The 18208-nt window shown below is 35.0% G+C and carries 18 protein-coding genes and 1 pseudogene; 8 read left to right on the top strand and 11 right to left on the bottom strand.

Annotated features, from left to right (window positions below):
• Nucleotides 1-15: 15 nt before the first annotated feature.
• Both rpe and JM83_RS11380 read left to right on the top strand, forming a co-directional pair.
• The gene (gene rpe / locus JM83_RS11385; protein ID WP_144962178.1) at nt 16-678 is read left to right on the top strand and encodes a ribulose-phosphate 3-epimerase; all 663 of its coding nucleotides are present in this window, start codon (nt 16-18) and stop codon (nt 676-678) included.
• Nucleotides 665-1636, top strand: coding sequence for a YpdA family putative bacillithiol disulfide reductase (locus tag JM83_RS11380; RefSeq protein ID WP_144962176.1), 972 nt, complete (start codon nt 665-667; stop codon nt 1634-1636). The genes rpe and JM83_RS11380 overlap by 14 nt, the downstream gene beginning before the upstream one ends.
• A gap of 144 nt (nt 1637-1780) precedes the next feature.
• On the opposite strand, the gene JM83_RS11375 is transcribed toward JM83_RS11380, so the two are convergent.
• Both JM83_RS11375 and tnpA (JM83_RS11370) read right to left on the bottom strand, forming a co-directional pair.
• On the bottom strand, nt 1781-2149 hold the full coding sequence (locus JM83_RS11375; protein ID WP_144962174.1) for a hypothetical protein: 369 nt from the start codon (nt 2147-2149) through the stop codon (nt 1781-1783).
• 207 nt (nt 2150-2356) lie between these two features.
• A pseudogene (tnpA, locus tag JM83_RS11370) lies at nt 2357-2791 on the bottom strand (IS200/IS605 family transposase).
• A 722-nt stretch (nt 2792-3513) separates the two neighbouring features.
• Between tnpA (JM83_RS11370) and JM83_RS11365 the strand changes: the two are divergent.
• Nucleotides 3514-4512 (top strand): IS4 family transposase, encoded by a 999-nt coding sequence (locus JM83_RS11365; RefSeq protein WP_261376448.1) that lies wholly within the window; start codon nt 3514-3516, stop codon nt 4510-4512.
• 153 nt (nt 4513-4665) lie between these two features.
• On the opposite strand, the gene JM83_RS11360 is transcribed toward JM83_RS11365, so the two are convergent.
• From JM83_RS11360 to JM83_RS11345, 4 genes are all read right to left on the bottom strand, one after another.
• Complete coding sequence (locus tag JM83_RS11360) at nt 4666-5352, bottom strand: hypothetical protein (RefSeq protein ID WP_144962172.1); 687 nt, start codon at nt 5350-5352, stop codon at nt 4666-4668.
• A gap of 24 nt (nt 5353-5376) precedes the next feature.
• Nucleotides 5377-5760 carry a hypothetical protein gene (locus JM83_RS11355; RefSeq protein WP_144962170.1) on the bottom strand — a complete coding sequence of 128 codons (384 nt, stop codon included), beginning with the start codon at nt 5758-5760 and terminating at the stop codon, nt 5377-5379.
• A complete protein-coding gene (locus tag JM83_RS11350) occupies nt 5738-6925 on the bottom strand; it encodes a carboxypeptidase-like regulatory domain-containing protein (RefSeq protein WP_144962168.1) in 1188 nt (395 codons plus the stop codon). The genes JM83_RS11355 and JM83_RS11350 overlap by 23 nt, the downstream gene beginning before the upstream one ends.
• A gap of 84 nt (nt 6926-7009) precedes the next feature.
• Nucleotides 7010-8611 (bottom strand): ISL3 family transposase, encoded by a 1602-nt coding sequence (locus JM83_RS11345; protein ID WP_144962166.1) that lies wholly within the window; start codon nt 8609-8611, stop codon nt 7010-7012.
• Nucleotides 8612-8685: 74 nt separating this feature from the next.
• Here JM83_RS11345 and JM83_RS11340 point away from each other — a divergent pair, with 74 nt between their 5' ends.
• The 3 genes from JM83_RS11340 to JM83_RS11330 all read left to right on the top strand — a co-directional run bounded on the left by JM83_RS11340 (nt 8686) and on the right by JM83_RS11330 (nt 11134).
• On the top strand, nt 8686-9153 hold the full coding sequence (locus JM83_RS11340; RefSeq protein WP_144958285.1) for a helix-turn-helix domain-containing protein: 468 nt from the start codon (nt 8686-8688) through the stop codon (nt 9151-9153).
• A 218-nt stretch (nt 9154-9371) separates the two neighbouring features.
• The gene (locus JM83_RS11335) at nt 9372-9812 is read left to right on the top strand and encodes a MarR family winged helix-turn-helix transcriptional regulator (protein WP_144962164.1); all 441 of its coding nucleotides are present in this window, start codon (nt 9372-9374) and stop codon (nt 9810-9812) included.
• Nucleotides 9809-11134, top strand: coding sequence for a serine hydrolase domain-containing protein (locus tag JM83_RS11330; protein ID WP_144962162.1), 1326 nt, complete (start codon nt 9809-9811; stop codon nt 11132-11134). The genes JM83_RS11335 and JM83_RS11330 overlap by 4 nt, the downstream gene beginning before the upstream one ends.
• A 487-nt stretch (nt 11135-11621) precedes the next feature.
• On the opposite strand, the gene tnpA (JM83_RS11325) is transcribed toward JM83_RS11330, so the two are convergent.
• On the bottom strand, nt 11622-12056 hold the full coding sequence (gene tnpA, locus JM83_RS11325; protein WP_144962160.1) for an IS200/IS605 family transposase: 435 nt from the start codon (nt 12054-12056) through the stop codon (nt 11622-11624).
• A 164-nt stretch (nt 12057-12220) separates the two neighbouring features.
• Here tnpA (JM83_RS11325) and JM83_RS11320 point away from each other — a divergent pair, with 164 nt between their 5' ends.
• The gene (locus tag JM83_RS11320; RefSeq protein WP_144962158.1) at nt 12221-13324 is read left to right on the top strand and encodes a PAS domain-containing sensor histidine kinase; all 1104 of its coding nucleotides are present in this window, start codon (nt 12221-12223) and stop codon (nt 13322-13324) included.
• A gap of 149 nt (nt 13325-13473) precedes the next feature.
• Here JM83_RS11320 and JM83_RS19470 read toward each other — a convergent pair whose 3' ends face one another.
• Nucleotides 13474-13599 carry a hypothetical protein gene (locus JM83_RS19470; RefSeq protein WP_261376447.1) on the bottom strand — a complete coding sequence of 42 codons (126 nt, stop codon included), beginning with the start codon at nt 13597-13599 and terminating at the stop codon, nt 13474-13476.
• 135 nt (nt 13600-13734) lie between these two features.
• Here JM83_RS19470 and JM83_RS11315 point away from each other — a divergent pair, with 135 nt between their 5' ends.
• Nucleotides 13735-14646 (top strand): IS982 family transposase, encoded by a 912-nt coding sequence (locus tag JM83_RS11315; RefSeq protein WP_144962157.1) that lies wholly within the window; start codon nt 13735-13737, stop codon nt 14644-14646.
• Nucleotides 14647-14725: 79 nt separating this feature from the next.
• Here JM83_RS11315 and JM83_RS11310 read toward each other — a convergent pair whose 3' ends face one another.
• The 3 genes from JM83_RS11310 to JM83_RS11300 all read right to left on the bottom strand — a co-directional run bounded on the left by JM83_RS11310 (nt 14726) and on the right by JM83_RS11300 (nt 18198).
• The gene (locus tag JM83_RS11310; RefSeq protein WP_144962156.1) at nt 14726-15430 is read right to left on the bottom strand and encodes a hypothetical protein; all 705 of its coding nucleotides are present in this window, start codon (nt 15428-15430) and stop codon (nt 14726-14728) included.
• 30 nt (nt 15431-15460) lie between these two features.
• Complete coding sequence (locus tag JM83_RS11305) at nt 15461-15937, bottom strand: YihY/virulence factor BrkB family protein (protein ID WP_261376446.1); 477 nt, start codon at nt 15935-15937, stop codon at nt 15461-15463.
• Nucleotides 15938-16494: 557 nt separating this feature from the next.
• Nucleotides 16495-18198 carry a NupC/NupG family nucleoside CNT transporter gene (locus JM83_RS11300; RefSeq protein WP_144962155.1) on the bottom strand — a complete coding sequence of 568 codons (1704 nt, stop codon included), beginning with the start codon at nt 18196-18198 and terminating at the stop codon, nt 16495-16497.
• Nucleotides 18199-18208: the final 10 nt, after the last annotated feature.

The raw sequence follows: 18208 nt of genomic DNA, 5'->3' as shown, positions 1-18208 counted from the left end.
CACCTACAAATACTTATGAAAAATATACATATTGCTCCATCTGTTTTAGCAGCCGATTTTGCCAATTTACAACGGGATGTAGAAATGATAAACACCAGTGAAGCAGATTGGTTTCACATAGATATCATGGATGGAGTGTTTGTTCCAAATATTTCTTTTGGAATGCCCGTTTTGCGTGACATTGCAAAACATGCAAAAAAAACGATCGATGTTCATTTAATGATCGTAGATCCAGATAGATATATTAAAGAATTCGCTTCTCTGGGAGCCAATATCTTAACCGTACATTACGAAGCCTGCAATCATTTACACAGAACCCTTCAAGCTATAAAGGCCGAAGGAATGAAGGCAGGAGTAGCATTAAATCCGCATACCAATGTGGCGCTATTGGAAGATGCTATAAATGATATTGACTTAGTATGTGTTATGAGCGTGAATCCAGGATTTGGGGGACAGAGTTTTATTGAGAACACCTATTCCAAGGTAAAAAAGCTGAAGGAACTAATTAAAAAACACGGTGCAGATACATTAATAGAGATAGACGGGGGGGTTACCAATAAAAATGCGGAAGCATTGGTAAATGCAGGAGCAGATGTTTTAGTAGCGGGAAGCTATGTTTTCAAGGCTTCCAATCAGATAGAAACCATTAAAGGACTTAAGGAAATTGCAAATTCATAAAGAATTAGACATCGTTATAATTGGAGGAGGTCCAATTGGGATCGCCTGCGCGCTGGAAGCAAAGAAACATAGGCTAAGCTATGTTATTTTAGAGAAAGGATGTTTGGTGAATTCTCTTTACCACTACCCTACCAATATGACATTTTTCTCCACTTCAGAAAAATTGGAATTGGACAATATCCCTTTTATAAGCAACAATCCAAAGCCACACAAAGCTGAGGCTTTGGAATATTATAGACGCATTGCCACTTCCAATGGATTAAACATTAATCTATTTGAAAAAGTAAATTCTGTAGAAACTATAGAGAACAAACGTCATAAGATAATTACCACCAAAGCTGAGTATACCGCAAGAAACGTAATTGTAGCCACCGGATTTTATGACATTCCTAATTATTTAAACATACCAGGAGAAGACCTACCAAAAGTCACACATTATTATAACGATCCGCATTTTTACGCCACACAAAAAACAGTTGTAGTTGGAGCAAGTAATTCGGCAGTAGATGCCGCTTTGGAAATTTATCGTAAAGGTGGGGATGTTACCATGGTAATCCGCGATGAAGCAATAGGAGAACGCGTAAAATATTGGGTTCGCCCCGATATTATAAATAGAATTGAAGAGGGCAGTGTTAAGGCGTATTTCTCTTCGGAATTATTGGAAGTTACTGAAAAGGATGTTCTTGTTAATACTCAGAACGGACACGAAAGAATAGAAAACGATTTTGTGGTCTTACTTACCGGCTATCGTCCAAATTTTGATTTTTTGAAGAGTATGGGCATCTGTCTTTCTCAAGATGGCAAAAGGATTCCCACTTATAATCCTAAAACCATGGAAACCAATGTTCCCGGGATATATCTAGCTGGCGTTATTTGTGGAGGGATGGAAACCTATAAATGGTTTATAGAGAATTCCAGGATCCATGCAAAGATGATCGTGGAAGATATTATTAGTTAATCGCGAAACTAGAGCCTGACTAAAGTGCCCGAACTTCGTCAAGTTGAACTTGTTTCAGCTTCTAACACCTTAATTATCGGAAATTAGGGATCCTGAAATAAATTCAGGATGACGTTACTTTGCTTTAGTGTTTATAATGCTGAATTACATTACCACAACCTCTGCATTTCTATGACTATATTTTTTTCTATTGATTAATCTTCCATAAAAAACCAAATCGTTCATTTTATTTTTAAAGGAGTTGTCCAGCCACTTATTTTTAGATTCTGAAACCGGGTACGACAGCACATTTATCACGGGATAATGAGATGTTTTCCCTTCGGTATCTTCTACGCCAATTTCAATCAGTTTTTTAGAAGTATCAAAAGACACGTATTTAGCTGAAAAATTATATTTAATAAGATCTATAAAATCTTCAGATAGCTTTTCACATTCCACGCATTCTTTTAATTGGATGGTGGCTAAATCTTTAATAGAATTTTCGATTTCCGATTTATTAAAATAAGTTGTCATAAGCATTACTTTAGATTAGAATTTATAAAATTAAATCAATCCCTTAGTTGCCGGTATTTTTTATAGAACCTTTAACCTCAAGTTACAAATTTTTCTTAAAAAGCAATGGCTTTGGATTTCTCCAAAGCCATTGCCTAACACTGATTGGTTATTTAACTAGTATCGGCTAAAACCGATGGGTTTGATTTCGCCTGAAGGCGACTAGAGCTACTCAACGATTGTGAAATCCCCACCCTCTTTCTCATCGTTATCTTGATTTGTGATATACTCCATTATAACTTCATCAGTTATATTTCCAGACGCGGCTACAAAATACCCTCTTGCCCAAAGATGCCTGCGCTAAAACAAACGGGAGATTTGCTTGTTCTCCTGCATCAACTTATAAGAACTTTTACCCTTGAGATATTGTACCAGTTTGGATATCGCCAAATGTGGGGGAACGGAAACAAAAAGATGTACATGGTCATTGGAAACATGTCCTTTCAAAATCTCAACATCATTGCTCTTGCATATCTCCCGCAAAAGCTCTCGAACACGCTTTCCAACCTCACCTCCTAAAACTTTTTTCCTATACTGGGTTATCCAAACTATGTGGTACTTACAATCATAAGTGGTATGCGAGGTTTTCCGATGGTTTTGCATACGGCAAATATATAAAACTAAAGTCTTCGCCTAAAGGCGAGGGATTTTCCCCCAGAATGGTACATTAAATTGAATCATTCCTAACCCGTTGTATATTCTACCTATACTGACACTGTCTTTAATTTTTTATAATAAAAGATCGATTTCAGAAAAATTTGACTTGACTTTGCATAGTTTTTTTTATTATAAAGAGTATAACCCAAATATTTAAGTGTGTTACCCAATGTTTTATCGCTTAAAGAATTACTATCTAGAAGATTAAGATTTAGTAATCTTTCAGAAGTTGTATATTCACCTTGGATTAATTTCGCCGAAGCCATAGCCACACGAGCCTGACCTTCTAATTGAATATTTTTTATTGAACTACAAATATCGTAGGCTTTATTTGCAAAAAAAAGGCTGAATCTGCATCTTTTGTCAAGTTTTCATTAAAAGGTTCAATAAAGAGTCTATCTTCTTTTCCTGCTGTGCAAAGCTGTTAAAATTAAAGCAACTCATGGCTACTATATAAGCAATTAGAATATTTTTTTTCATGATATTTAGGATGCTGTTCTTAATGTACAAAATACCAGTGATGCGTTGATTTTTTTAAAAAACTCACAATTAACTGATAATAAAATACTTATATACGTTTTTTGATTTTTTGATTTGAATTGATCTGTAGCTTTGCCCTTTTTTAAGGCAAGCTAATGAATACAGGGAACTATATTTTTGCTTAACTATTGCAGTTTATCAACCGCTACGAGTTTGAAAAGTGCGTTTCTAAATACAATGGAGACCACGGAACAAGAGAGTTCAATTGTTGGAACCCATTTATTCAATTATTTTTTGGTCAGCTAACTTCCCGAAACTCGTTACGTGATATTTGTACTTGCCTGAAAGCCCATCAAAACAAGCTGTACCATCTCGGGATCAAAGAACGAGTTAATCAATCCAGTATATCACGGGCCAATGAACGCAGGGATTGGAGGATATTTGCAGACTTCGGTCAGTATTTGATAGACCAAGTCAGGCCAATGTACGCTGATTTCCCAATTCCCAATATCGATCTTAAAAATGAGGTATTTGCATTGGATTCAACAACAATCTCGTTGAGCTTGAAACTTTTTAGTTGGGCTCCAGGAAAATATTCTCGTGGTGCTATAAAAACGCACACATTATTGGACCTTAGAGCTAGTATTCCCTCTTTTGCAATGATTACCGATGGTAAATATCACGACAGCAACCTATTGGATGTATTGGTTCCTGTAACTGGAGCAATTTACCTGATGGATAAAGCATATATAGATTTCGCTGCGTTGTATCACATGCAGGAAATGGGTGCCTTTTTCGTTTCCAAAGCAAAGACTACGATGGATTATACTTTTATTGAAAATAATTACAACATCGATCTGAGATTTGGACTGAAAAGCGATAAGACGATCCTTTTAGCTGGGAATAAATCAAGTAAACTTTATCCCGACCCGCTACGACTGGTTGAATATTACGATGATCAAAACGATATCCTGCTTACTTTTCTGTCTAATAACCATGAAGTACCAGCTCTAGAAATAGCCAAACTTTACCGTAACAGATGGCAAATAGAGACTTTCTTCAAATGGATAAAACAGAACTTAACCATAAAAAAAAATTATGGGGACAGTCCGAAAACGCAGTCAATATCCACATCTGGGTTGCCATATGCACCTATCTTATTGTGGCGCGTGCGAAACATGAAATGAAAAGCAACCTCTCAATTTATCAAATCGTGCAAATATTAGGAACCTCAGTATTCGATAAAACTCCTTTAAACGAAATCTTAACCGAATATCAAACAAATCAAAATGACAAAGAACAACTGGACTTATTTAACAACTCAAATTAAGGCATGAGTACTATTTTGAAATATTAAATTGCCCATTTTTCACATCCTCCGTGTAGTCTATTATGTCATCCATAATCCGAAAGCCCGCATAAAAAAGATTATGTGACTCTAAGAGAGCCTTGTACATAGTTTTCTCTTTTTTATTTGACAAATAAAAAAGGCAATCAATAGCAATTTTACCAAAAGCACTTTTGTAGTCAGCTAAAACCACAAACTCACTAAAATTCTGAATACTTTTTAGATTTTTATCAAGTCTATATGCTTTAGCATATTCAAATTTTCTAACATTCCACGTTTTCCAAAAATCTGAGTTTGCAGAAAATAAAGAACTCAAAATTTTGATAGTCTCCTCTTGACAGATATTAGCTATAAAAAACTTTTGAAATTTGTATTTACTATCTTTATTGTCAAAAATATCATCAATTAAAATTATTGCCTTGTAGTATAGAATACCTGATATTGACAATAAGTTTAAAGTTTCTTTGTTTTTAACCTGAAAATAATCATTAAATAAATATGGGTAGTATAAATAATAACTTGGATTAGAAGATATAAATTTTTCATTTACAATTTCTTCAATAACTTTTATAGGATAAGATTTTGATTTTAAATAAGAAGATATGGCAAGTTTAATACATTTTATTAATTCGTCTTTCCCTTTTGTTATTTCACAGTAGTTTGGATTAGTTTTTATCATCAAAGTATTAGTTATATAGGTGTGTTATTGCCTATTTAATAAGTCAGGTGGCTTGGGTAAATATTTTTTTAAATCATTTTGATAAACAACATACCAATCTTTAAAAAACGATTTACCTAAGTACTTTGGTGTAAAAAAAGCTTTACCATTTATAATCTCATCAGTACCATAAATAACAAGGTTATACGATTTCAGTTGCTCTTTCATATTTCGTGTATATTCAAATGGATTAAAATCAACAGTTTTAGATAGTTTAAAATTAAAAATGAAATTTGTTAAAGTAGAGTCGCCAATAAATTGCACTAAAGTAGTGTCAATCATTATACTTGGTTTACCTTTTTGAGCAAAAACAAAACTATTAATGATAACTAAAAAAAATAAAAGGCTAATTGTTCTTCTTTTTTTCATAGATATCGTTTAAAATTCTTTTTTCATCATTTGATAAAGAAAGTTTGAAATTATTTCCCCAATCATCTAAATTATCAAACCTTCTAACTGCTTTACTGAAATCTTTAGAAAGATTATAGTTAGTCTTAAAAGGATTCACATTATTTGTTTTAATATGATTTATTACAAGTTTAGCATTTAAAGTATATGTATGGCTTAAATCTTTAAAGCTACCAGTTTTATTGCTCTTTGCTTCAATTGAGGATAAAGCCCATTTGTTGTCATCTGTTAACTTGTATCTAATTATATTATTAAGGTTTTTTAATATGAAAAAAGGCTTACGATTATTGATTTTAGCATTTTTTAGTTCTAGCTTCATAATAGTATTTAACTTTGCTTCATCAACACTGTAATTAATCTCAACAAAGGCTAACGATTTCGTATCAATGTATAATTCCCCTTTTCTTATAAATTTTAGGTCATCTTTATTTTTAGGAAAAAACCGTATTTTATAAATTTCAAGCCCTTGGTACTTAATTTGACCTTCGTATATATATGAATAATTATTGACATTGTTAGGATTTAAAAAATAAGATTGCTGTTTAACAAAATCACCTTTTTCAATTACAGTAAAAACGCCTCCAATGGTATTAAATTCAATTTTAGAATAATTTTTTGTACGTCTTGCATTGGTGATTTTTGTAGAATATACTGAATTTTTATTTTCAATATAACTAATAAAATCAACTTCAACCATTTCAATACCTTTTGAATCTTCTTTCAAAGACTGCCTGTAAAAACCAAATGAATTATGAGGGGCATTAAGATAATTTTTATCAATATTATAAATAGCTTTTAAAATTGTATCTCTTACTTTAAACTTTTTCAAAACAACTTCGTCTAAGATTATTGGAGATTCTTGTAAATAAATTGTATCATTCTTTTTGATATCTGAAAAGATTATCCATTTTGGTTTAAATGACAAATGAGATAGAAATATACTATCTATGTTTTTTTCTTTAGGAATCTCAAAGTAACCATCTTCATTAGTAATTAAACCATTATTATTATATAAAATATGTACAGATTCAATAGGTTTTTTGTTATTTAAATCAAGTACATAGTTTTGTGAAACAACATTTTTTGTTAAAAATAAAAATGAAATAAAAAGTATGTAATTTTTCATGTATTGTTTTAATAAAAGATTAAAGACAAAGAATATGCCATAAAGTAACATATTCTGGCTATTTCGGAGTAATGGGGTTCTTCGTCACTTTTGGTGAACCATACTTTCATGTAATACCATTTTCTTTAGAAGCGGAAAGTTGGCTCTGCCATACATCATTCGTTTGATATTTTTCAATTTATTGACCTGTCCTTCCACCTGCCCATTACTTATGACTGATATTACCACTTGATTTATGGCACTATAATCGTGTTTGACCCCTCGGGCAAAACTCCGTAATTCTGATTCAGGTTGCAGTGCGCGGGTTAACCAACTTTCTAATGGTCCTTCCTCTTTATTTTTGAAGAGGCTTTTAAATTGCACGGCCATTTCTACGGCGGCTTTAATTTCCGGCGCTTTGTTATACAGGAATTTCAGAAAAGCCTGATCCGTCTTTTTTAATCGGTCTTCTGGCTGTAATACCATAAAGGAAATCTTCGAGGTTGACCAGGTTTTTATTGGTGATAATTTTGGCAAAAAAATATTGTCAGAGTCAGGCTTAATAAACTGATTCATATTACTGCAAAATTGGGTATACTTCCCATTAAACCCTTTATCGCGGATATTTTTGTATAAGGTTGGATAGTCCTGTTTCCCGTAAAATTTCGAAAGGTATTCCCTGAACTCATGAAAATTAGTCATAGTTACTTGTAGTACAGGCGCTTGTCGTTTCGGGAATTCGTCATGCTGAATGTACTTCCCGATGGTTCGGGGGCCGGCTTGAAGCATTTTGGCAATTGTTTTTATCCTATATCCTTGCTGATGAAGTTCCTTTGCCTTTTCAAATTTCATTTGTCGCTGTGAGTTTGATGTACATTTAGGTGTTGGCAGTGAACGAGCCTTTTCTTCTTCCAATAGAGGTTCTCTATTGCCCGGACGGCTAAAAGCTATAAAGGCCGCTTTCAAAGTTGTACTGTGCTTGTGAAGTACCCTTTTAAAAGCATCCCTAAGGTTTACATGGAGGTGATATCTGTCAGCTACCTCGATGGCCTCTTTGGTACCTTCTTTAGTTCCCTTCGAATAGGCACTGGCGCGATCCCGTGATACTGTATGAATTTCTGGATGCTTTAGAAGCCACTGCTTCAACGTATCTGCTTCTCTATCCGGTAATAAGTCGACAACCTTCTTACGTTCAAGATCTACAATGATGGTCCCATAGTTCCTTCCTTTCTTAAATGCCCAATCATCCACTCCTATGACTCCAGAAGTAGTAGTTGTCCCTTCTATTTCCAACTGTTGAATTAGGCGCAAGATGGTCGAGGAACTCACCGGGTTACCTGCAATACGACTAATCAATGCCCCTTTGTTTCCACCTACTTCCAGGCCTATGCTACGCAGCACATCAATGGAACGGCATAAGCGCCTTGCATAAGGCAGAATATCCTGGCTAAAGCGTTCTGTAAATATTTTTCGCGGACAGCTTTTATTACGGCAGAAAAACTTTCTTGCCCTGAGCTGTAATTGTACCAATTTTCCTGATATTGGAAGATCTGCTAAACTTCGAACATAATGACTATGAATACGATTGCCATATTTGTTACATAAAGGGCAGCTACTGCGCTTTTGTTTTGGAAGAATAGAGAAAATGATTTTTGTATCAGTATGGAATACAGCAATTTGATTAATTTTTAATTTGCAGGAAAGCATAGTACATAGTTTAAAAACACCCTATTAAATTATACAATTAATGTGTATATTTATATTCTTTTAGAAGAAAAATAATGGCAAAAAACACGTTAGACCCGAAAGAATTAAACCCTCAAGAGATCAAAAATATTCTCAAAAGCAGACAAGAATATAGAGTAGCTCTAAGGTTGCAAATGGTTTACCTGATCCACCAGGGAAAATCCAGCAGAGAGGTGGCCGATATCTATCAGGTAAGCTTTAAACAGGTGCTAAACTGGGTACATAGATTTAAACATCAGGGAATAGAAGGGCTCAAAGACAAAGTGGGGCGTGGTAGAAAAGCTAGCTTAAACAAAAAAGAATTAGATCATATTCGGCAGACTATTTTGAATACCGCTCCATCTGAATATGGGTACACATCCAAGCGATGGACAGGGCCTTTACTTTTAAAATGGATCAATAAAGAATATAAAACCGAATTTACAGCCACAACTATATATAAATTACTTGAAAAGATTGGGCTGGAGTCCCAAAACGGAAAAGGGTATGTCCCACTCGATTAGATCGTGTAAATAATTAATGATTTTTTCACCAAAAGTGACGAAGAACCCAATTTGATCCGAGATATCCCCAAAGAATAAAAAGAGACCAAAAAAAATATAAGTACAGAAAATTGATAAATTGAGCGACTGTTTTTCTGACTTAAAACTTCAAAAGAAATTACATATAAAAATTTATTCATATATTTGATATATCAATAATATTTACATCAATTAGTTATATGAAAAACTTTCAAAATCCAGAAAACACTATTTTCTACCAAATAGAAAAAACCATTAAGCAATATCGAACAATGGCGCAAAACAATTTAAATGAACTCGGCTACTCTATAACTATCAACCAAATTCTACTATTGATTCAAATAGACCAAAGACCTAATACAAGCCAAGTGAAATTAGCAGAACTCTTATTTAAGGATGTTGCTTCTATAACTCGTATGACAGAACTCTTGGTAAAAAGAGAATTCTTACTTCGTGAAGAAAATAAAGAAGACCGAAGAAAAAAAAATTTGAAATTAACTAATAAGGGTAAACAAATTTTGGAATTAGCCCTTCCAATAATAAAGAAAAATAGAGAAACAGCTTCGGAAAACTTAAACGAACAAGAAAAAGAAGACCTTTTAAATACACTAAATAAAATAATTTTAAATACATCAAAATGAAAAACATAATCATTGCATTTCTATGTGTTGGGATTTTATATTCCTGTAAAACAACAGTCAATACAAATTCCAAATATTCAGAAAAAGTAAAAGAAGTAAAAGTGCTTTTAGATAGCACCGAGTTGGGAAAAAATTTTAATGGAACAATTTTAATTGCAGACGGTAAAAACATATTAATCCAAAAAGCCTACGGATTTAATGAATCAAACAAAGAAACTAATGCGCTAAACACAAAATATGATTTGGCTTCAATGGGGAAAATGTTCACGGCAGTTTCAATAATGCAATTAAATGAAAAAGATAAAATTACACTTGACAAAACAATTGGAGAGCTATTACCTGATTACCCAAATGACGAAGCTAAAAGTATTACCATTCAACAATTGTTGACCCATACATCAGGTTTAGGAGATTTTTTCAGTCCTGAATTCGATGAAAACAAAGATTCTATTAAAAATTTAGCAGACTTTTTACCTTTTTTTATAAATGACCCATTAGAATTTAAACCCGGAGAAAGAATGAGATACAGCAATGCAGGTTATATTGTTTTAGGTCTAATCATAGAAAAAATTACAGGTAAAAACTATAGTGCCTATTTGACCAAAAACGTATTCACACCAGCAAATATGCCATCTACAGGACCTTTGTTAAGTTCGGCAGGTGGTGGCAATTCAACCGTCGAAGATTTACAAAAATTCGCACTTGCCTTTCAAAATTCTGAACTTGTAAATAAAGAGTCATTTTCATCAATGATTACGAACAATTTTAACAATAATTACGGATATGGAATGAGTTTGAGAGATTTAAATGGAACCAAAATATATGGACACAATGGCGGAGCACCTGGAATTTCGGGAGAATTAGATATGGTAGTTGGAGAACCTCTAATCATTATTACAATGTCTAACAGAAGTCCTAATGATGGTTGGGCTCAAGTGAGAACGCATATTAGAAAAGTGTTTTTTGGTAACACACCAGAAATAGAACAGTTTTTAAATACAGAACAAGTTATAAAAACCTACAATGAACAAGGTTTTGAGAAGGCGAGTAAAAAACTTACTGAACTTGGTAATAACATTATTGATAGAAATACTTTCGAGTATGCGGAAAAGTATGCAACACAAGGTCAGACTGATAAAGCAATTGACCTTTTAAAACTTATGGTTCAAGCATACCCTGACCAATGGTATCCTTATAGTTTTTTAGCGGACTTTCAGGTACAGGCAGGACAGAATGAGGAAGCAATTAAAAATTACAAAAAAAGTTTAGAACTAAACCCTGAAAATGAGCAAGCACTTGAACAACTAAAAAAATTGGAATAGCGAAAAGGAAAAATTAAAAATGTAAGAATATTTATCTAGAAAAACCGACTCCTCTTTGGAGCTGAAAATTGTAATTAAAGAGAATGATTATTTTTAAAGTAGTTCTGAAAAATACCTTCTAAACGACTGTGAAATTTTATGTAAATCTCCAATTAAAATAAAAATTGAGCTAGTTGGTTTAGGTTGTCAAAACAATATTGCTGGAGTTTTTCCAGTTTACAACATGGGTTCCTATGAAAAGCAATAATCTTCTCTCTCTCTCAAATTTAATATTTAAATTTCTCTTATTTCATTCTTATAAAATTTTAACGTGTTGAATTTTTGATGAAGCTTTGCTTCAGTAGAAATTCAACACAAAAACAACCTGCTCAGCATCCTATTTGTGGTCACCTCTGGAATGCCACCAGCATCACTATGATCGTGGTCAATGAACCACTATGGACTACAAGTCCATAGTTTCGGCTCGTGACTAAAGTCACACATGCGGCTATTTCTCAATTATAAAATTGGTGCCATCCCCATCGTTGGGTTTTCGATGGTGCTCCAAATATTCATTGACCATCTCATCTGTAATATTCCCAGTGCTCCAGCACCCATAGCCTATCCCCCAAAAATGCCTGCCCCAATATCGTTTTTTTAACTCTGGGAATTCCTGCTGTAGCTTTCGTGAACTGCGTCCTTTCATTCGCTTTACAAGAGTGCTCATCGATAGTGATGGGCGATATTCTACATGCATGTGAACGTGGTCTTGTGAAACTACCCCTTTCAATATCAATACATCTTCCGATTCACATATCTCTAGCAACAACGTCCTGCACCGTATTTGAATATCCCCTAGAACATCGTAGCGGTACTTGGTACTCCAAACTATATAGGCAGTTAATCTTGAAACGCTATGGCCATTTGTTCTCTGATCTGGCATAAACCCAAAGATAGGTCTTTTTAGAAGCTAAAGCGAAATGTACTAAAGTGCATAGTTTTAACTACTTTTTGAGACCAATAAATAGGTTGCTCCTCAATGTATTGCCCAAATCAATAATTAAATTAACTTGCTATGTATTAAGTTAAATTATAATTTTCCTACTTATGCCAAGTGCTAGCAACCCGATCAATTCAAATCTAGAAACTGAAATACACTTTAACCTTGAGCAGTTTTTTAATTTAACGCCAAATGTTGTTTGTATTGCAGATTACAATGGAATTTTAAAGAAAGTGAATCCAGCTTTTTCCAATTTGCTTGGATATAGTATGGATGAACTAATCAATAGTCCTGTCAGCAATTTTATTTATAGCGAAGATAAATTAAACACAAGCCGCTTCAGGGATAACCTTAAAGAGAAAAATCCTGTATTAAGTTTTGAGAACAGGTATCTCACAAAAAATGGTGAAATTATATGGCTCTCGTGGACTTCGGTCTCTGAACCTGAAAGCCAGTTAATATATGCCATAGCAAAGGATATCACTCATGTTAAAAAACTGGAAGAGGAGCGAAATTTATTGCTGATAGATCTTGCCAAATTAAATGCCGATCTTAAAAAATTCACTTATTCCACCTCTCATGATCTAAGATCCCCAGTCAACAACCTTCTGTCTATTTTCAACTTGCTGGACCTTTCTAAGATCGATGATGAACAAACCCTGGAATATATAGAATTGCTAAATTCTTCTACTATACAGATGAAGAATACGCTAAATAAATATGTAGATGCCGTTAGTCAGGAGAAAAAAATAAATATCCAGTTGGAAGATTTGAATTTAGAAAACACCCTTAATGTGGTTGTTAATTCGATAAATACCTTGATCCAAAAATCGAATACTAAAATCAATGTAGATTTCTCTGAAGCTCCAGAGGTGAGTTTTAGCTCTTTTTACTTACAGAGTATTCTGCTCAACCTTATATCTAATTCAATTAAATATTCCAATCCTAGAGTATGCCCAGAGATTTCTGTAAAGACAATAAAGGTGAGTAATGGGGTTCAATTGCGGTTTTCAGATAACGGAATTGGTTTTGATATGGAAAAAGTGGGAGGGTCTATCTTTGAACTGCACCAAAGTTTTCATGACAATAGCGATAGCAAAGGAATAGGACTTTATCTGGTTAAAAGCCATCTGGAAAGTTTAGGCGGTAAAATAGCAGTAACCAGTAAAGTGAATATTGGAACTACGTTTATGCTAACTTTTAAAAACTAAATAGAACAGTCCTAAAGTTTATAACCAATACTGTAATAACTCCCCTTCATAATTTAGTAAAAATCCCAAATTGAATTGAACCAATAAAGCCCGCCGAGCAAACTTGAAGAGGAATTCTTGATTTAAAACATTCAAGAGTTAAATCAGCACTATTCCATTATGTGCAACTCAGTGAAATCTTTGTCCACAATTAAGGTGTTGTCCCCATTTACCTTTACCGCCTCAAATGCTATTTCCTCATTATCTATCTGAATTTTGGAGATCTGGAACGGCATTCCAATCAATTTTAATTTAAAACCTGAGTTCGATGTAAGAAGATCATTTATTACTGTGTTTTTTGGGCAATAGAAAAGCGGAAATCTAGTATATTCAAGTATCTAAAAACCAAATATTCAACTAAAATTCCCGCCATGATTTCTAATGATAAAGTTACTGGAATTTTCTTTGACATCGATGAGTTCTGTAAGGTTTGTGAACCTGCTTTTACACAAAAACTTCTGGAGGACGGCAAAAAACGCAGAAAAAGGACCTTCACGATGTCGATGGGCGAGATCCTCACCATTACGGTCATCTTTCAACTCAGTGGACACAGGACCTTCAAACACTTTTATCTTTTTTACGTTCAAAAGCATGTGAAAGCCGAATTTCCTGATACTGTTTCCTATAATCGTTTTACTGAATTGATGCAGGCCAATATGCTACCACTTGTTCTATTTATGAAGACCTGTTGCCTGGGAGAGTGCACGGGGATCTCCTTTATCGATTCCACCCCCGTTAGGGTCTGCAAGAACAAGCGCATTGGTTCCAACAAAGTCTTTGAGGGGATAGCAACCACCGCAAAGTCCACAGTTGGCTGGTTCCACGGTTTCAAGCTCCATATCATTGTGAACGATAAGGGGGAAATCCTGAATTTCGTTATCACCCAGGGAAATGTGGACGACAGGGAACCTCTTAAAGAAGGGAACATATTGAAGGAGGTATTTGGAAGCCTATATGCAGATAAAGGATATATATCAAAGAATCTTGCAGCGATGCTGTTTGATGACGGGCTGCACCTGGTCACCGGGATACGCAATAATATGAAAAACGTACTGATGACAATGAGGGACAAGATATTGCTGGGAAAACGTTCGGTAATAGGGACGATAAACGATCAGCTCAAGAATATTTGCCATGCCGAGCATTCAAGGCACAGAAGCTTTGGGAATTTTATAACCAATCTGGTGGCCAGCCTGATCGCCTACTCCTTCCAAGAGAAAAAACCAGGAATAAAGTTTGAAGAACAACCTCATGTGGGTAGTCAACTTGCATTATTCTGCTAAGTCCTTAGGTCGAACTCAGGTTTAAAGGTTTTATATCCTGTGATAAATGTTCCGGATTTATGCTCCTGACTTCCGCATTTTAACACCCAAAATCAAAAAGTGAGTTTAAGTATTTCTGTTCCCCTGTTAATAGCAGTGTTTTTTTCTTGATATTTTCGCTCTGGGGTGATTTTACTTCCACTTCCATGACATTCTCAGCAATTTCAATTGCTTCGTTCGCACTTATTTTGCCTTTTTTGGCCTTGAGCTGCCGCTCCAGTTCTTTGAATACTTTATAGGCAACAAATGATATACATATATGTGCTTCTATGCGTCTTTGCAATCTATGGTAAATGCACCGGATCTTTAAATCTGTGTTGGCAATCCTAAAGGCATATTCCATTTGCCAAAGGTGTTGGTGATTTTCAATGATTTGATCTTTGGATAGGCCGGTATTGGCCAAGTACCCTTTAAGCCCGTCCCACTTGGCATCCTGTTTGAGCTTCTCATGATCAATAGCCACACTTATCCCTCCTTCTAGTTTCAGGAATTTGTGATAGCCTCTATTATTGATATGGGATTTGGTTGGCTTCCCTCTACGGATATTTTTTTCCAGTCTTCTAAGGCCTTTTTCGCGATTGTAGCGGTCTTTTTTGGCCCGTTCAGAGTAGGCAACAATGAGCTTTAGATCCCCTTTCTTGATGACAGTGCTCTTTCCATGGTTTAAATCAAGGGGCCCTATTTTGTCCTTGACAGCCTGAATATAGGTTTTAGAATTCTTTGAGTTTAATTTACGGACAAACATAAATCAAAGGTAATAATCAAATTAACCCCCTCAACCAGTATCAGTAGGCAACAAAACAATTGATTCCAATGCTTTATGTTTTTTAAGAAAATTGAGTGCGGAAGTCAGGAGAGCACTTGTACCTTGATTGGCACTCCAAATACTCACCAGCACACTTATCGCCAGTCCCCAACCGAATTCTTTTTTAGACTTCTCAATAATGGGTTCTAAAAAATCCTTTATCATTTCAAAGGACTGCTCTGGTAAAATGAGACTCAACTTTGAAATCTGCTCTCGAATTTGATCCGGCTCTAGAACTAAACTATACACTGAGATTGCCGCAATTATAGTGGGAAAAATGGACAAAAAGAAATAGAAAGCAACTCCTGCAGCAACGATCTGAACATTATCGGCTTTCATTTCATGGAAACTACGCTTGATAATATCTATCCATCCTGTCAAAGGAATCTCGTATGGCCATTTAGCATCTTCACCCTGATATTTTCTTATTTTTTGTGATTGATCCATTCTAATAAGATATCTAATTCAGTATTAAAAGATTACTTAAACTAGCGCTGCCCAGTCTATTAATAGGATTTACCTTATAAAAATCGATAAGCAAAGCTTACGGCAATCTCTATTTATTGTGAGATTTTATACCAGTATATTTTCTCGATACTAGAACCAAGACTTTTTTCTACTGGAAGAATAAATTTATAGAGATTAGTAGTTATGTCCATATCAAAATTATAATTTGTAATAGGAATGTCAGGTTGAGCGGAGTCGAAACCGCCTTTTTGAGCTAAAAAGTTCTCGACTGCGCTACCATTGACGTGTTTTTATTTATTTGTGAATCCAAGACCCTGAAACCAGTTCAGGGTGACGATACGGAATTGTCGTCATGCTGAACTTGTTTCAGCATCCCATCAGCTTATATAAAAAACACGTCAATTTCCTACGCTGGATAATTTTTTTATCACGGATCTCGAACAGACAAAACGAGATGTATTAACTGTTTAAAAATCAACAATAAAATTCGTATGTAGTCTTCTGCTGACCTCTATGAGTTTATTTAATTATGCTGCCTACCCTATGATCATCCCAGCGATAGTAGCAGATAAAAGCGAAGCGATAGTTCCTCCCAAAAGAGCTTTCATTCCAAATTCTGAAAGCACTTTTCGCTGCCCTGGCGCTAGAGAACCAATCCCCCCTATTTGGATTCCAATGGATGCAAAATTGGCAAATCCACAAAGCATATACGTAGCCATGATCACCGATTTTTCGTAATTAAGACTAAGTGCATTCATTGGGTTCTTAAGATCTGCTAATTGAATATAGCCTACAAATTCACTGGCCACGAGCTTAATTCCAAGCAATTGCCCCATAAGCATCATATCTTCCTTTGCGACCCCAATAAGCCACATTAAAGGTGCAAATACAGTCCCAAGAATAGATTCTAACGAGAACTTATCATAAGGAGTATGGTCTGCCATTAAAGTGTTAAGTGAAGTAATACCGCCAAGCCATCCAAGCAAGTAATTGATCATTGCGATAAATGCGATAAATACCAACAACATCGCTGCAACATTGGCCGCCAATTTTAAACCTTCTGTGGTGCCATTAGCAATGGCATCCAATATATTTGATCCAATTTTTTCTGAAGAAACCTCAACATTCGTATTAATGGCTTCCACTTGTGGATATAATATTTTAGAAATTACAATGGCTCCCGGCGCTGCCATTACAGAGGCTGCGAGTAAATGCTTAGCAAATTGAAGCCTGAGTTCTGGATCGTCACCTCCAAGAAAGCCTATGTACGCAGCAAGCACACCCCCGGCAACCGTAGCCATTCCCCCTATCATGACCAGCAGCATTTCAGAACGGTTCATGCGTTCCAAATAGGCTTTTATCATCAAAGGGGCTTCTGTTTGTCCCAAAAAAATATTTCCGGCAACACTTAAACTTTCAGCTCCAGAAATTCCCATGATCCTCGTTAAAACCTTAGCCATTCCTTTTACCACAATTTGAATAATCCCAAGGTAAAACAATACAGAAGTTAATGCCGAAAAAAAGATAATAGTAGGCAATACCTGAAATAAAAATATGAATCCAAAACTGTCTACATCCATCATTCCACCAAGTAAAAACTCACTTCCTGCTCTTGTAAAGTCCAGAATCAGCACGAAAATTCCCCCAACAAATTCGAATATATTTTTTACAAATGTGATTTTTAGAACCCCAATAGCCAATAATAACTGGGCAGCTAATCCTATTGCCACTGTTTTCCAGTTAATGGCTCTTCGACTGCTACTGAACAAGAAAGCAATTAGCAATAAGGAAACCATCCCTAAAACACCTCTAGCGACACTATTAAAAGAGATTCCCGCACTAGGAATCATCTGTTTATCTGTATTTACAGGGATTACCTCTTCTATCAACAAAGGGGTTTCACTAAATGTATAGGTATTTGAATTATCTGATAACTGTAGGGATTCTTGAGTTAATTCTGCTATTCTGAATTTTTTTATGGAATCTCCTGTAGGTTGATTGTAAAAAAACACCAAAAGATTGTTCTGATATAGATAATCTCCCTGAGCTTTTACCCCTTCTTCAGAATTAATGGTAAAACGACCATCTTCCAAGGTCATTTTATCTTCTGTATTGAATCCAGACAGGGCTTGAGTTGTATCTTTTGCCGACTGAAAAGTCCAAGATTTAGAAATTGTTTGGGAATGGGCGGTAATAATTCCGAATAAAACAAAGAACAGGCAACACCAGTATTTCTTCATAAATAACTAC

The sequence above is a fragment of the Gillisia sp. Hel_I_86 genome, assembly GCF_007827275.1.
Taxonomy (GTDB): Bacteria; Bacteroidota; Bacteroidia; order Flavobacteriales; family Flavobacteriaceae; genus Gillisia.
The sequence above is the reverse complement of the archived record's forward strand: the minus strand, read 5'-3'. Positions and strand labels throughout refer to the sequence as shown.